This window comes from Paenibacillus litoralis (assembly GCF_046244365.1).
Taxonomy (GTDB): domain Bacteria; phylum Bacillota; class Bacilli; order Paenibacillales; family NBRC-103111; genus Paenibacillus_V.
This window is the reverse complement of record NZ_CP176395.1, coordinates 1492758-1508800: the sequence shown is the minus strand read 5'-3', so window position 1 is coordinate 1508800 and position 16043 is coordinate 1492758. Positions and strand designations below refer to the sequence as shown.

The following is a 16043-nucleotide window of genomic DNA, read 5'->3' as shown; positions in this document are numbered from 1 at the left end:
TTTACTCCCAACCCGATTCCGCTCGGGTTGGGAGTGCAACCATTACTTCGCAGCTTTCCACGCATCGATCTGCTTCTGCATTTCGGCTATGATCTTGTCGGATCCGGCTGCCTTCTGTTTGGTCAAAAATTCGTTATATTTGGCTTCCGTACTGACCCCTAAATCAATCGCTCTGGAATATTCGTCAAAGAGTGCGCTGACTTTCCCGATTTCAGCCTTCACCGGCTCGGCATCGAAGGTAAATCCTAACAATTTGGAAGGCGTAGCTTCCTTATTCACTTTTTTCGTTTCCTCCCATACATTCTTAGGCATACCTTTTTCAACATAAGCAAGGAAATTGGTAGCGAACATCCAAGGCACAGTCGGAGCATATGCTTTGCCCGCATCGCCTTCTTTGACCATGAATCCGTCCGCATCTATTTTGAAGTGTTTGTCTTTAATGCCGAAGTTCAATAGATTGTAAAGCTCTTTATCCGTATTCAGCAGTTCAAGCAGCATCATGGCTCTTTCCGGATTTTTGGAATTCCGGTTTATGGCTTGCATCGTAGCAATGATTCCGCCCGTGGTCAGACGCGCCGTTCCGGAAGGTAACTGAAGTCTTTCGTATCCGACTTCCGCCGATAACTCCACTTCACCGCCCGGTTTATAAGACCCGCCGATCCCTACGGCAACCTTGCCGGCCTTGACATCCGTGCCGTCATCCGCTTTTTTGGCAATACGTTCGTTCGCGTTCAAATACCCTTTGGCATTCCACTCTCTCATCAGAGCCGCATACTTTTTGACTCCATCCGTTTCGTACTGGTTCACTACTTTAAGCGTGGAATCCGAGAAATCGACGGCGCCCGGAATCTGAATCCCTGCAATAGGCTCAAGATTGAAGAATAACCCGTCCAATTGAACCAGCGAAGTCACAAAGCCTTTTTGCGGAAAGTCCTTCCTTACGTTTTGTAGGTACGGCTCGAGCAAAGGCAAGGTATCCGGAGTCAGCTTCCCGCTAATTGCCGGGATATCCAGCTTGTATTTCGTCGCTTCCTCTTTCGGAACGACTACCGCCGGTGTCCTTGCGGCAATCTGCTCATTGACAAATCCGTAAATTTTCCCCTTGACTCTGGCAGCATCCCAGAACGATTTTGGGACGGAAGCAAATGATTTCGGCGCATATTGGGCAAGCAAGTCATCCAGAGGCAGGAAGGCCCCCTTCGCTACATTCTGACTATAGTTGTTGAGCCAATTGGACGTAAAAGCGATATCGTAAGGCGCACCCGAGGCGATAACCACTTGCATCTTCTGATCGTATTCGCCGAAGCCTAACGGTTTAAAATCTACTGTGGCATTGATTTTCTCTTTCAGCTTTTTATTCACTTCGGCAAAAACCGATTCCTGATCGGCTTGAGGAAAGCTGCCCGGAAAATACCAGGTCAATTTGACTTCCGGCAAGCTTGCTTCCGGCTTTTGCGATACGTCCGCCGTCGGCTTGGTCGACGCCTCGCTCGGCTTGTCTTTCGGAGTCCCGCAAGAAGCTAGCAGCACCATGGCCGCACCGACGATCCCCGCTTTGGTCCATTTCAAATGTCTAAACATTTGTAACCCTCCTCTTTCGTATGTTCATCTATCTTAAACTGGGGGTTACCCCATATTTAAGCTAACCTTTTACCGCGCCGACCGTAAGCCCCCGAACGAAATATTTTTGGAAAAACGGGAAAACGAGCAGCATGGGTCCCGCAGCAACGATCGCCATCGCCATTCGGGCGGACTCCGACGGAAGTACCACATTTCTCATTCCAGGTGGCATCGCATTGCTGGAATTGGTAAGAAACGTAATATTATTCATCATCCGGTAAAGCATAAATTGCAGAGGCACGAGACTTTCCTTCTCGATATAGAGCAGGCTCAGCCACCAATCGTTCCAATACTGCAGCAGCGTAAAAAGCGCAACCGTAGCAAGACCGGGTTTGGCGAGCGGGAGAATGATTTGAAAAAAGATTCTGAACTCGCTTGCTCCGTCCATCATGCAGGATTCGATGATGCTATGCGGTATTTTCTGCATGAAGGACCTTAAAATCAAGATAAACCAAGGAACGGCCAAATAAGGAAGAATCAGCACCCAGATCGTGTTGCTTAAATGAAGATAATTGTTAATCAGCATGTAGGTCGGGACCAAGCCTCCATTAAACAGCATCGTGAAAAAAACGTAAAAGCTCAGCTTGTTTTTCAGCTTAAAATCTTCGCGCGACAGCGCATAAGCGATGCCGGCCGTAACCAACAAAGAAACAATTGTACCGAAAAAGCTGACAAATAACGATACTTTAAAAGCATTCAAGATCTGCAAAGGCCTATACAAGATGTAAGCGTATGCAGAGAAATCAAACATCGCGGGAAATAAACGATACCCGTTCTTTATGATGTCCGATTCGCTGCTGAAAGAAATTGAGAGAATCGCGACAAGAGGAAAAATACAAGCAAGACTAAACAAAAGGAACAAAAGGTTGATGAATACCTGCGGCCCTATTTTCTTGAACGGCATGTGCCTACTTCCTTTGCGCTTTATTAAAATAACTTGTTTTCTTCATTCACTTTCTTCACGACGAAATTACTGAGCAGAACGACGATGAAGCCCATCGCGGATTGAAACAATCCTACGGCGGAGGACATGCCCAGATCTCCAGAAACCTTCAGCATGCGATAAACATACGTGTCGATGACTTGCGTGACGGGGTACAGCTGTCCGATCTCCCTCGGAACGAAGAAGAACAAGCCGAAATCCGAATAAAACATTTTGCCGATGGATAGAAGCGTCATGATCGTGATTAACGGCATCAAAAGCGGAATCGTGATTTTGCGGATCATTTGAAACTTCGTGGCCCCGTCAATCGATGCAGCTTCAAAATATTCTTGCGAAATGCCCATGATCCCCGCATAAAAAATGATGCTCATGTATCCGAGACCCTTCCAAATGTTCACTAAGGTTAATAGGATGGGCCAAACCCAGGTTTGGGTGTAGAAATCGAAATTTATCCCTGCCCGTTCCAATAATGAGGTTAACACGCCGTACGGCCCGATAAAGGAATAGGTCATATACGCGACAATGATCCATGAAAAGAAATAAGGGAAGAAAAAGATCGTTTGATAAGCTTTAACCAATCTTCTGCTTAAGACTTCGTTCAAGAGAATCGCGAACACGATGGAAAGCAATGTCCCGACTGCTATAAACAGGATATTGTAGGAAAGCGTATTCCTTACGACGAGCCAAACATCGTTGGAAGTAAAAAAGAATTTGAAGTTGTCGAATCCGACCCACGGACTGTGAAACAGGCCTTTCTCGTAGTTGATGTTTTTGAAAGCGATAAAGACGCCAGCCATCGGAATATACGAGAAGACAAAGATAAGCAGGATTGCCGGAAGTGCCAAAATTAGTAATTGTATATTCTTCTTATAAGACTGAGTGCGTAATACTCCTTGCTGCTTCTTCACGGAATGGGATACTCCTTTCGCCTGGTGTTAGGTAGGTTTGTCGTTCCTTGGCTCCATAGTAGGTTTTGCATGCCAAAACCGCCAGTTCTAAAACGTTTTATCGGTTCTGTATCGCGTAAAATCGAAGTTCTCAAAGCGGACTTTTGTTCTAAAATTAGCGTTTTTACACTTAATGCGCCTAGGACGATTGATTCGCCTTCGCTTTTCAGGTTAGACTTTAGATCGGGGGGGGGGCATCTATGATAAAAAAGTTCATTTTAAAAAATCCGTTCCAGCTTTTTTTAACGATCCTGCTGCCATTTTTATTGAGCACGCTTCTGGTGATCTTCGTTCAATTCTCCTTTCAAGGACGTATATTCGAGAAGTTCGCCCTCAAGATGGTATATAACCAGCAACAAACGGACCTCCAAAATACGAGCAGAAACATCAGTCTCATGGAGAAAAGCGCCAATTCGGTTGCGACCAGCGCCTTTTTTGACGAAGGCATTCAAGATCTCTTGTATTCGGATATCCATTCGGAAGACTACAGAAGATATCAAAGGAAATTGGAATTGTACAAAAACATTTATCCGTTCCTGCAATCGATTTATATTTATAACGGCCATAACATTCATACGGTACCCAGCATGGGCTTTGTTTTCGACCGTAACACCTTTGACGATAAAGGCATTTTCACGATTTTGGATGACATTCAGAACAATCGAACGCATAGCATTGTCCTTCGAAAAATCCCTAACCCATTAGCCGATTTAACATCGAATGCAAGCGATTTCATTTACGTCTATTCCTATCTGTTTTTTGATTCTCAGGTTCAAAGCGGCAAAGTCAGCGAAGCCATCGTCCTGAATATATCCGAGGAATGGCTGAGACAAAGCATCGGTTCTTCGGACGACACAAAAAACCGCATTTTCATGATCGACCGTAACGGGATTCTTTTGTCCAGCGATTCGGTCCATCCGTTGCAAAGCGATTTAAAAGACAAAGACTATATTCAAATGATAAACGCCTCTGCTGAAAGCAGCGGAAATGTTCGAATCGATGTCGACGGCGTAGATTCCTTCGTGACCTTTGCTGCTACCGATGTTTTCGGATGGAAATTGATCAGCATTACCCCGTATTCCGAAATCGTTAAAGAAATAGAAAACATGAAACAAAAAACCTATTTGCTGGTGGCTTGCTTCATTATTGGAAGCATTGCGTTATCGCTTTACTTTTCGCGAAAGCTGTACTTGCCCATGCGATTGGTGATTCAGAACTACAATATTTTTGAGCGGAATGATTTTCAGTCCAAAAAGCAGGAGTTTCTGCGGAAAATGGTCGTTTCGGACGATTCCGTTTCGATCGACTCTTTTCAGACGCAGTTTACCAAATACCATATTGCGCTCAAGCCTTCCGATACTTTTTTGGTCATGCTCATCAAAATCGATAACTATGCCGAATTTTGCGCCAAATACAACATAACCGATCGCCGTTTGTTAAAATACGGCGTCATCAATATCGTCTCGGAGCTGCTTGCCGGCGTTTATACGCATGAATGCATCGATATGGATGAAGATCAGATACTTGTCTTGATCAGCTACAGCTCGGCGGACTTGCCTTCAGCAAATGAGCAGCTAACGGATTCGTTCATTAAAATTCAAGATCATGTAAGCCAATACTTGAATCTTTCGATTACCGTTACGTTCAGCGAACGTTTTGAACCGTTATCCGGTCTTAACCTACATTATTTGAAAACGCTGGATCTCTCCTTCTACCGCTTGGTCTTCGGGCATCGATCGCTGATTTTCAACGAGAACTTGCCTATCCTTGCAGACGATTTCAAGTATCCCCAAGACCAAGATAAAAAGATGTCTGACGCCTTGATCCAGGGCCAATTAAACGACGCCAAGGCAGCATTGTCCGCGATTATCCAATATGCTTCCAAGCACAGCTTGACTATTCTGAATTCCGTACTGATTCGCTTGCTTTTGTCCATTCGGCACGCGATCGAAGTGCTGGAGGCCAACCATTCGATCAACGTCAATTTCAATTTCAATATTTATCTTGCCAAGGTGCAAAAGATTGAAACGTTGGAAAAGATACAATCCGACTTTGCGGATTTGTTCGAGAAGCTATCGATTGAACTGGAGTCGAAGAAAGACAATAAATATATCAAGCTGCTCGATGACGTGACTCATATTATTCAAAAAGAATACGCCAATCCGGCCTTATCCTTGGTTACCATTGCCGAAAAGGTGAATTTATCTCCTTCCTATTTAGGGAAGCTGTTCAAGAAGCACCGCCTGATCTCGATAACCGACTACATCAACGACATTCGGCTTTCGTCTGCGAGGGATCTCATCGCAACCTCGGACGAAGCGATCAATACGATTATGGAAAGCTGCGGTTTTCTAAGCCGAAGCCACTTTTTCACACTATTTAAAAAGGTTTACGGGGTAACGCCCGTTCAATACAGGAGCAATGCCAAGCTTCTCAAGGGCGATGAGGGTGGATGATGAATGAAGAAAACCGCCTTGCGGCGGCTTTAGTGTACAATATACGTTTGCGCGTGGGCGAGGCAATGGGTATAGGCTTTCAACCGCTCTTGAAATCGTGTTCTTACGTGTAGAGATCTACGTTCGCGCGTGGGCGAGGCAATGGGTATAGGCTTTCAACCGCTCTTGAAATCGTGTTTCATTGAACTTATTACGAGGTAGAAACACGATTTCAAAGGCGGCCCGTAAACTTTCCAGCCCATACCCATTCCCTCTTGTTCAGCTTCAGTGCTCTGTGTCACGTCTTTTTCAAACGGCATTCCTAAGCTTGAGTGACTTCATCGGCATAAGCGCTAAGACGAGCGCGTTCAAGCGCACTATTCCTAAGCTTGAGCATAGTTATCATATACCGGATACATCTCTCCGCCGCATATCACATTCACAAACAGCGACATCACCTCAGGATCGCCTTCATCCATACTATCAACGTCATTCACTACCCGCTATTGATCAATCGATAGTAGACTTCATCGGCATAAGCGCTAAGACGAGCGCGTTCAAGCGCACTCTTAGTCCGCAACCGGCTTATCCGAGTTAGCTCTTAAACAACGGGCCAACAAATTTCGGGTCATTTGCTGGACTCTTGAGTCGGGTCCCAGCACCCGGCCGAACGTGCCCGACGCCGGAATGTGACCGGGCGGATTGCTTAATCCTTCGGCCCACCAGATCGTCCCTGCGTTGAACACCCAGTTATTGCGCGGACCCGGGTAGATGACGGCCGCATGCTTCCCGTCGCCCACTCGAAGAGTGCCATCCGCGCATTCCAGAGCTTCAGGCTGATGCCCTACCAAATCGCTATGGGCCAATATTTCCAGGCCTGCTATTTCCTTGGCCGGCAACCCGTGATATTCCCAGCCGATCAAACCGGGAATGCTGTCGCCCGCCTTCATGCCTGTGCCCGCAAACACCCAATGCTCCGGCTTTGCCACCGTCCAGTCTCCGTACCCCGAAGCAAACGAGGCGGTTCCCATCAATTGTTGCTCGTCGCAAAACCTTTGTTTTCGGGCGAATGAACGGAACGGGGCGGCTGCGACGTTATCGTCATAGGGAATAATTTCATGATAGACGGCGTTCCCTGAAAGAAAGAGCAAGCTGACTCCCTTATCGCGAGCGGCCGTTGCATGTTGGTACATTTCCCTTGTCCAATATTCATCGTGTCCTACGGAAATGAATACTTGGCAGGTTTCCAATAAACCGGGGTCTCCGTGAAGATCGAGATTGGAGCAATACGTGACATCGTAGCCTTCCGCTTCCAGCCAGTAGGCGAGCGGGAACTCCCACAGGAGAAATTCGCCGGAGCCGCAGGATAAAGGCGAGTCGACAACCTGAAAGTATTTGCTGTACGGCCGATCGAAGCCGACCCGGACATGGGGGCCGGTAAACCAGGCGTTCGCTCCGTCATCGTAAAGCGAGCTGGTGGCGGGCCATTTGTTATAAGCCTGCCACGTCAGATCGCTCACTTGGACGAGAATTTCCGTCTTCCTTCTTTGTTTCACTACAAAGATCATGTAACTTTGGGCACGCAAGGATGCTTGCTTAGTCAGCTTCGCCAGATAAACGCCGCTGACCCAATCATCAGGAATCTGAAGGGTTACGCTTGGCTGCCATTTGCATTCCCGCAGCCGCTCCGTCGTCTCCGGCGGTACCGGCTGTTCTTCTCCTTCAAACGGACCGAGATGCAGCACGTGTCGCCCTCCGGTACCGTCGTAATACCCTAGCCGGTAAATATCCACGCTGAACGGGCAGGCAGGGGACGTGCTCACCATGAAATCTATACGTTCTCCCGGGTAGACGCTGGTACGGGAAGCATATCCCTCGATCGCGGCGGAACGGGCTCCATGGATCAGCTCGGTTCCTTGAGGACTCTCCGTATATTCGAACTCGTATTGGGTAAGCTGCCAATTCAGCGTACCCGGCAGCGCATTTTCTTTTACCGTAAGGTTTTCCATCAACGTTCACTCCAAATGTCTAAGTAATGAAAGAGTCCTAGTCCACGAACTGAACAAGCCTGCTTGCCGTCGGCATTCCCTTATACCAGTAGCAGTCCACGATACCTTCCTGTCCTTGATACGGCAGACGTTCCTGTTCAAGCTCTTCCAAACGATCGATCCTTCCGCCGACATAATCGTTTAGTCGCCGGATCGCCGTTCTAAGACTTGCCATAAGCCCGCCGTAACGGAAATCGATGACCTCCCAGCCGAACGGTTTGTACAACTGATGCCACTGGCTCAGATGGCACTCCCGTAATTGTTCCACCCGGCCGATCAGATCAGCCAGCTCCACCTGTGCGAAATCATGCAAAGACGCTTTATCCCCAGCCTTATAGGCGCGCGTAATTCGTAAGCCGATCTCCGATTTGACGGAAAGCACGCGGCATAGCTTTTGTAAAATCTCGAATACTTGACCCCATTCTCCATTGCGCTGAGTCGCCTGCTCATATTGAATGGCTAACTTGGCATAATGCTCGGCTAACGGCAGCCCGTCGATATTTTTATCAAACAATCCCATTAACGCCTGCTGCCACAGCAGGTAACGGGACGGATTCGCCATTTCGCGGTTCCCTTCGGAAGTGCCGGGAATTTCGTCGACAAGACGGATCTCCATGAAATCCTCGTAACGGCCGCCTGTGCAAAATTCGAACCTTCGCTTCAATTTGCGTTCATCCACTCGTTCCGCATACCCGTGTTCCGCGAACAGCTGTAAGCCGAGCAAGGCGGAATAAATATGGCACTCCGTTCCGTCGTCGCCCCATAGCGTAGCGATGATTTCCTTCACGCCTTCTTTTTTGCAGGCAGCCATGGCCGCTTCGGTAGATGCGAAAGTTGCGCCATAGTTCAAGCAGAACCCTTTCCAGTTCCAAATCCCGCCGGCAAAAATAGGAGTGGAACCGAATTGCTTGTGCTTCCGAATAAAATCGAGATAAAATTCCTCATCGTAGTGGTAATAGTCCCAGAAAATATATTGCAAATTTTGGGGCATGATCTCCGAAATGTTGTCAGGCAGGATCCTATTTCGGTCGTAATTATCCTCCAGCCCGGACCCCATCCGAAAATACATATCGCTCCATATCATCGGCTTCAAACCGAGTTTTCCCGTGATCTGCAGCACCCTGGCCAAGTGTTCGTTCATGATTTCGAATTTGGAGCGCAATCCGTTTCGGATCAGGTAATTCCCCTGACCCAGCTTCAAAGCTTCATCCATGCCGATATGGATGCGCTTCGACCGGATGGGACTCGTCGCCGCTACGATCATCTGCTCGATAAACGCGTAAGTTTTCTCTTCTCCCACGAGCAGCGTATCCCCGTCATCCTTGATGCCCGCAAAACACTCCCATTTCAATACGTCTCTCAAATGGCTTAAGGTTTGAATGCAAGGAATAAGCTCGATTCCGAACAGATGGGCAAAGTCGTCGCACTGCCGAATCTCCTCTTGCGTATACCTGCCTCTCATGTAGCCGAAGTAAGGCTGCTCTTTGACTTCGTAGCTATCCTCGGTGTACAGCATCAGCATATTAAGTCCCATGGCGGCCATCTTTGTGATTAACCGTTTAATCGTCTCGACGTGCAGTACCGCATTTCCCTGAGAGACGTCGATCATCGGGCCGTTCGTGCTGAATTGAGGCGTTTCCGTTATATGGAATTTCTGTTCGTGCTGCAAGCTTTCCAAAAGCAATCCGAGCGCCCGGAAAAATTGATGCTTATGCTCGTATTGAATGTGAGCCTTATCCCCCGATTTCGATACGACGATTATATTTTCGTTTTTGCGCGTTACTTGAACAGGCATGCCCTCTTCGCTTACGGAGAATCGGAATTCCTCAGCAAATAACCGAATGCCGGGCTCCAAATCGGAATCTTCCAAAATAAAGTTCAAGTTCACTTGTATGCCTCCCGTCGTCAAACCACAAGGATAAACGGCTGCGCCGTCCTTTTAGGGACAAGCGCGTTTACCGAGATTTAGGTGACTTCCACGATATACTTTCTGAAAAATTTAAAAAGCGAGCTGTCCGCCATCGACTACAAGGGTTGTGCCCGTTATAAAAGCCGCATCGTCGGAAGCAAGGAAAGCGAATACTCCCGCTACATCGTCAGGCGCTCCCGCTCTGCCTAACGGGATTTTGGCTCGAATGTACGCTTCTACAAATTCGGGACTGTCGATCGCTTCGGACATCGGGCTCCGAATATAACCCGGACAAACCGCATTCACGCGAATGCCTCGGTCTCCCAGCTCCAACGCCATCGTTTTGGTCAACAAAACAATGCCACCCTTCGATGCGTTATAATGCGCGTATTTGGCCTCGCCCACAATCCCGTTGGTGGAGGACATATTGATAATGACGCCTCCCCCTGCTTGACCATCTGGCGGGATACCCGCTGTGCGGTATAGAACATGCCGCTCAGATTGATGTCCAGCATTTTGCGCCAATTCTCGTCCTTTAGCTCCAAGAAATCTTCTTCCCAAGCGACTCCGGCATTATTGGCAAGAATATCGATTCGGCCCCATTCCGAAACCGTACGTTCGACGGCTCTCTCGACTTGGCCGGCATCGGAAACGTCGGCTAGTAGGGGCAACATGTCGTAACCCGCGGTTTTATATTGCCGTTCCGCCAGATTCAACTCCTCCGCACAATTGGAGACGATCGCCACCTTTGCGCCTTCGGCAGCGAAACGTTCGGCGATCGCCTTACCGATTCCGCGGCTTCCGCCGGTTACTAAAGCTGTTTTGTTTCGAAATCGTACCATTCTATTACTCCCTCCGCCTCATGCTGTAAGTCGTCTTGAAAGCTTTGCCGTTCCATGACTCCATCTTATTTATCACTAGTTCAAACCACCAGTCCTCAAACGTTGCATGAGTTCTGTTTCAAGGAAAATGAAAGTTCTCAAAGCCACCTTTAGTTCTGAAATTAGTGCTTCTCCAGCGTACCCGGCCCGTTGTGCCGACTTAAGGATGCTCGATAAGTGCATTTTCAGGACAAGGATAAACGGCTTCGCCGTCCTGTAAGACGAGCGCGTTTACCGGGAAATGGAACAATCAGCGGAGGATATACTTTCTGACATAAAAAAAAAGACGCGCCCATGAAGATCATGGACACGTCCTGCGTTCAGCTATTTGAATAATTGCAAAAGCCCTTTAAATTCAAGTTCTTCGAATTTACTTCTCACCCGGTTCCGGTCCACGTCCAGCAAGCATTCCTCCATCGTGCAGGCAACCGGCACGTCGCAGCGGATACGTGCGAGGTCGCGCGACAAGTGGAGCATGTCGAGCTCGGCTTCTATTTTAGCCCTTACGCCCTTCGGCAGCAGGGCCAGATTCTCGAGAATGCCTTCGATATGCTCGAATTCGCTGAGCAGCTTGACGGCCGTTTTTTCGCCGATCCCTTTTACACCCGGGTAGTTGTCTGAGGGGAACTTGAAAAATATTGGGAAAAGTTAATTTTTAACCTTTCCATAATGTTAATAGTACCCATAAGAATCAGAGGGAACTTTTTCGATTTCCCATTTTTTTAAGTCAGCAATTAAAAACTTTGGGAAATATCACTGCTATCTAATAAAATGTCTCCAATATGCCTCAGCTTCAATAAAGCTGACCCTTCTTTTTCGTAGAAGATTGATTAGAACTAGCCCCATTTTCCCGGTGCTTTATTACGATGCAAATAGCACTTCTAGTTTATCGACTGGAATCTGTGTCGCGGTTCATCAATGTAAGACCCGTTCAGTTCGGTTTCCTGAATCATCTATCTGAATCTCAAATTTCTGGCCGTCCGACGCTTCACGAATTCTTATGCTGTCGCGAATATAATAAATGGATGCCCTAGCTTGCTTTGCTTCTCTTCTTGCTTGCTCGGCGGCCTTATTTAGATACTCCAATAGCTCTTTACCTTTTGATAACATGTCATTCACTCAATTTTTTGCTTATTGATTCCATTAGACTGGATTTACTAAGACGTATATGAACACTATAACAGCCATTAGTAATGCATTAAAGAAAGCGAACTAATTCCATTCTCATAGAACCAATCAAGCTGCCTTTGCCGATAGATTGTGCTTTTTAATTATGCTTTTTCTTCCAACTTAATACACTTTTCCACCTTCGTGCTTGTTGAACTTTTTGAACCCTTTCGTGGCGACGACGTATTTTTTCAAGATAAAATTCTCTTTCCTCGTTATCCATAGACCTTACCTTTTTTAGCGCTTCTCTAGTTTCATTTATAACTTTCTCACCATATCGTTCATTGAGGATTTGATCTGCTCCCCAGAGTTCACCTTCATCACGAGCGGTTTGTAGTTCATAAGCCACTCTATCAGCAAGCTCTTCTGTAGGCAGCTCAATTATAGGCGTATCAAAAACTCCATCAGTTACAATAACTAGAAATTTGTCTTGTATAATAACTGATTTATACAATAGTTTTTACCCCCTCGTCTTTAAATCAAACAGAGGAATCCTCTTATCCAGTTCAAATAATTTCCATTTTCTATAAGTTGCGAATTACGCGAATGTACCTTTATATCCTCCAGTCACTTGGAATTTGAAGCCATTATTCTTTTACACAGTAATCAAAATATTCTCTTCCATCGCTTGACTGCACTTGAAATAATGCTATACAATGAGAGCATTCAAGCTCGCAATGAGCATCTTTTGGAATATGCTTCTAAATATCCGTAATGGATAGAAAAGTCCTGAATCCACTGATTCAGGACTTTTCATCTATACGAACGAGGTGGATAATATGGAAAAAAAACAAATATTAATAAATAAAATCCGCTGCAAACGCTGTCTAAATATCGTTGAATCGACGCTCGTTTATGAATGTAAGTTTTGTAGCTGTGGTGCCGTCGGCGTAGATGGAGGCCATGAGTACCTACGACGGATAGGAGCTTTTCATGACATCGAGGAGTTATCGGAATGGACATGCGAACCAATTAGTTAAGTTCATTGGTTAAATTAGAGTATCTCAATTGTATTTCTCCCTGATTTGCTCATAAATCTCCGAACGCTCAATCTCGCTGCTACTCTCATGATATTTTGCATAGATATCCATCAACCGTTCTAGATCGCAAATCGCTTTCTTTTCTGATTCAAATAAATTGGTTTGAACAGTGCTAAACTTCACCTCGAGTTGATACTTTCTTCCGCATCCAGACGCATTTTTAGTAACTCACGGTATTATTTCATAAGCAACATTGTCTTAAGTTTTCATTTCAATCGAGTCACCAAACCACTCCTATGAAAATGCATTTAGCCACATTTGACATCTGCTAGTTTCATAAAATTATTAGCAAACAACCACTTCATAATACTTGCAGATCTTACACCTATTGTAACAAATTTCAGTTCTCCAACGGCATCTATTGATTCTTGCACGTCAAATAAATTATGTAGGATTTGATGGCGTTCACCGTTAAAGGAATAATTAACCTCAATTTTTATACGAGACAATCGTCCCAACGCTTCTTCTAAAACATCAAGCTCAATCGGAACATGGCTGTATAACAAATCTTCGCTGATTGTGCATACAATGTTATCATCTAGATCGGTTTTTTCTCCATAATTAAATATACCTATTAGCACGTCTTTGTCCAATAAAGTTACCATTGGGCTTTTAATTGTAATGGTGACTTCCTCGTTTACTCCAACAGCGATATTTTCTTTCGCATATTCTGAGCTAAAAATATCCAAAAAGTTCAGTTTATAAACCCCTGGCAGCATCGTATTCACCTCTTCGTCTCGTATTAAGCTTTCTGAAGTGCGCAACTCGTTCGCCCCTAATGATTTGAAAGTACAACTCAAAGCATCATTGGCCTCGAATTAATGCACTTTTGGCAGACCAGCATCTATACCATTCATTAATAATTCGATAAAAGCCTCATTAAAATACTTAAGGAGCACTTTGTAATGATGAAACGTCAATTCAAATACGACTGGCTTACTATTTTCTGATAAAGTTCGAATGCTGCAAAGACTGAATTCAGAATCTGCCAGATCCGTGTATGTCTCTAACCAGAGGCTTAGATACTTCCGCATCCGTTCGTAAAGATCTGTTTCATGAAGTCCTACCAGATTCATTAATACCCGGGCTGGTATTCGGCAACTAACTTCGTCGTAACCGAGTTCCTTTTCTCCTTTATTCAAGATTGTCATTAAAATGTGCCTGTCGAGTTCATCGAACCGCACACTATGGATTTTCACTTCCACACGTTCATGCTTGCCTACTTGGAATAATCGTTCGCTGTCAAAATCTTTATTATAAATGCAAAAGAAATCCAGCTTGTTAGTTTCAAGGTGGGTTGGTTTCATGCGCATTCTCCTACCGCACTATGATTTTATGAACTTACACGTACCTGGGGCCTCATGATTCAATGCACTCACCTGGTCTGCTGGAATAATAATATTGTCCTGTATTTGTTGAGTAAGTCTATTAAGTGCGGACTAGCCCCATGGAGCACATGACCTGCCTCCACAAATTTTCATAAAATACATTTCCCACTTCTCTGATATAAACTATATCATACCAGAAATAAACCAAATTTGGTATATTCAAATACCACTTAATCTCTTGGTGGTACATCTCTGTTACGCTATGTTTGTTTTGAGGTGTAGCTCTTGGAGATATCGAAAAAATCTGTTGGAAATGTCATTAGAACTGTAAGGAAGCGCCGTAATCATACTATTGAAGAACTGGCATACTTGAGCGGGCTTCACTCTACTCATATTGGCAAAATCGAACGCGGAGAAATAAGTCCCTCCGTTGAAAACTTGGATAAAATTGTTTCTGTTTTGAATCTGAATTTAGTAGAATTTTTTAAGATGATTTTCCCTAACTCAGATACACTAGATGTTACGAATGTGATGATACAAAAGAGAATCGATAGCATGACTCTAGAGGAAAAAGAAATTCTCCTACAATTTTTAGAGTTATATCATTCGCATTAACTGTAGATTGGCAACTTACAAGCAACCCCCTTTTCAAATCATTGAAAAGGGGGTTGCTTGTGGAGTAGGGGGCGTTTTTGATCAATATAAAAAAGCACCACTAGGGTGCTTGCTTCGTTACAATTATTCAGACTCTTTCAAAGCTTTAAGGATACCCATCATTGTATCCAGATGACTATCGTTATTTCCTACTGCTCTTTTTGCAGCTTCAGTAAACGTTCTTTCAATATCTGGCTAGTTTTGTATTTTTCGAGGAACAGTATGCTCTTTGCAATCCATAGCTCATACCTCTCTCCAGTTACATAAACTCCCGTCATACCTTGTTGCGAGCATTCTCGTTTCACAACCTCGCCTTCGTTTATTAAAACTTCTAAAGTCACCAATTAGTACACCTCCTTCCCGCAATCACTATTCGACATAAGGAAGGAATTCACTCTAAACATGTCGAAGAAAGAAACCTTGAAAAGGAGAGATGCATTGATGACCAAGATCTTAGTTTATGACCACGACTTTATGGCTGCCATGTTTGATAAAATTGAGATTTACCAAGATGGTGAACTCATCGGTAGCGGAATGCTCACTGATTACAACAGTGAGGTTATCAGAACAATTGATAACATGATGTACGTAAGAGAAAATTGCGAATTTCGAGCATAGCCTTCACCTCTAATTGGCAACTGTACGACATTTGCACAACAAAATTGAAACAAAAGGGGCATTTTTTATGCCCCAGGCTGTAGAGAAACCCCATATTGAATACTCCGGAGCAGAATGAGCCACCGTTCCGGAATGTGAGAGCCACTTCTCCGGTATTTTTGAGCCACCCTTCCGGTTCAGAGAGCCACCGACAAAATGAATATCAAACCAGGAACTGACTCTTGGGGCTCTGCCCCAACCCCCGTCCTCGCCGGAGGGCAGGTGGTCTTAGCTAAGACCACCAATGATAGGATTTGAGGCTGGTAAGGGATTCAAGGGTCAAGATGAACTCGCTACGCTCGCCCTTGATTCCCGCACCATATCTTCTTCTAAAATGCAAGTGACTTTTCTTGAGAAGTAGGGTGGTTCCCGTCACCGGAAGGCTGGCTCATTTTTTCCGGAGGGCTGGCTCAC

At 45.3% G+C, this 16043-nt stretch carries 12 protein-coding genes and 2 pseudogenes; 3 read left to right on the top strand and 11 right to left on the bottom strand.

The window, feature by feature from the left end; all coding sequences use genetic code 11:
* Positions 1 to 42 precede the first annotated feature (42 nt).
* From ACKGJP_RS06380 to ACKGJP_RS06370, 3 genes are all read right to left on the bottom strand, one after another.
* The gene (locus ACKGJP_RS06380; RefSeq protein ID WP_409344838.1) at positions 43 to 1581 is read right to left on the bottom strand and encodes an ABC transporter substrate-binding protein; all 1539 of its coding nucleotides are present in this window, start codon (positions 1579 to 1581) and stop codon (positions 43 to 45) included.
* Positions 1582 to 1642: 61 nt separating this feature from the next.
* Positions 1643 to 2320, bottom strand: coding sequence for a carbohydrate ABC transporter permease (locus ACKGJP_RS06375; protein ID WP_409344837.1), 678 nt, complete (start codon positions 2318 to 2320; stop codon positions 1643 to 1645).
* Positions 2321 to 2547: 227 nt separating this feature from the next.
* The gene (locus ACKGJP_RS06370) at positions 2548 to 3471 is read right to left on the bottom strand and encodes an ABC transporter permease (RefSeq protein WP_409344836.1); all 924 of its coding nucleotides are present in this window, start codon (positions 3469 to 3471) and stop codon (positions 2548 to 2550) included.
* 239 nt (positions 3472 to 3710) lie between these two features.
* Between ACKGJP_RS06370 and ACKGJP_RS06365 the strand changes: the two genes are divergently transcribed.
* Positions 3711 to 5966 carry an AraC family transcriptional regulator gene (locus ACKGJP_RS06365; RefSeq protein ID WP_409344835.1) on the top strand — a complete coding sequence of 752 codons (2256 nt, stop codon included), beginning with the start codon at positions 3711 to 3713 and terminating at the stop codon, positions 5964 to 5966.
* Positions 5967 to 6514: 548 nt separating this feature from the next.
* On the opposite strand, the gene ACKGJP_RS06360 is transcribed toward ACKGJP_RS06365, so the two are convergent.
* From ACKGJP_RS06360 to ACKGJP_RS06330, 7 genes and pseudogenes are all read right to left on the bottom strand, one after another.
* Complete coding sequence (locus ACKGJP_RS06360; RefSeq protein ID WP_409344834.1) at positions 6515 to 7954, bottom strand: N,N-dimethylformamidase beta subunit family domain-containing protein; 1440 nt, start codon at positions 7952 to 7954, stop codon at positions 6515 to 6517.
* 37 nt (positions 7955 to 7991) lie between these two features.
* On the bottom strand, positions 7992 to 9881 hold the full coding sequence (locus ACKGJP_RS06355; RefSeq protein ID WP_409344833.1) for a family 20 glycosylhydrolase: 1890 nt from the start codon (positions 9879 to 9881) through the stop codon (positions 7992 to 7994).
* 158 nt (positions 9882 to 10039) lie between these two features.
* Positions 10040 to 10744: pseudogene (locus ACKGJP_RS06350) on the bottom strand (SDR family NAD(P)-dependent oxidoreductase); the annotation flags it as partial.
* Between the two features lie 363 nt (positions 10745 to 11107).
* Positions 11108 to 11404: pseudogene (locus ACKGJP_RS06345) on the bottom strand (5'-3' exonuclease H3TH domain-containing protein); the annotation flags it as partial.
* Positions 11405 to 12050: 646 nt separating this feature from the next.
* Positions 12051 to 12404 carry a hypothetical protein gene (locus ACKGJP_RS06340; RefSeq protein WP_409344832.1) on the bottom strand — a complete coding sequence of 118 codons (354 nt, stop codon included), beginning with the start codon at positions 12402 to 12404 and terminating at the stop codon, positions 12051 to 12053.
* A gap of 834 nt (positions 12405 to 13238) precedes the next feature.
* A complete protein-coding gene (locus ACKGJP_RS06335) occupies positions 13239 to 13718 on the bottom strand; it encodes a hypothetical protein (protein ID WP_409344831.1) in 480 nt (159 codons plus the stop codon).
* Positions 13719 to 13808: 90 nt separating this feature from the next.
* Positions 13809 to 14297, bottom strand: a complete 489-nt coding sequence (locus ACKGJP_RS06330; RefSeq protein ID WP_409344830.1) for an AsnC family protein — start codon at positions 14295 to 14297, stop codon at positions 13809 to 13811.
* Between the two features lie 306 nt (positions 14298 to 14603).
* Here ACKGJP_RS06330 and ACKGJP_RS06325 point away from each other — a divergent pair, with 306 nt between their 5' ends.
* Complete coding sequence (locus tag ACKGJP_RS06325; protein WP_409344829.1) at positions 14604 to 14933, top strand: helix-turn-helix domain-containing protein; 330 nt, start codon at positions 14604 to 14606, stop codon at positions 14931 to 14933.
* A gap of 188 nt (positions 14934 to 15121) precedes the next feature.
* Here ACKGJP_RS06325 and ACKGJP_RS06320 read toward each other — a convergent pair whose 3' ends face one another.
* On the bottom strand, positions 15122 to 15316 hold the full coding sequence (locus ACKGJP_RS06320) for a hypothetical protein (protein ID WP_409344828.1): 195 nt from the start codon (positions 15314 to 15316) through the stop codon (positions 15122 to 15124).
* Between the two features lie 97 nt (positions 15317 to 15413).
* Here ACKGJP_RS06320 and ACKGJP_RS06315 point away from each other — a divergent pair, with 97 nt between their 5' ends.
* Complete coding sequence (locus ACKGJP_RS06315) at positions 15414 to 15590, top strand: hypothetical protein (RefSeq protein WP_409344827.1); 177 nt, start codon at positions 15414 to 15416, stop codon at positions 15588 to 15590.
* Positions 15591 to 16043 lie beyond the last annotated feature (453 nt).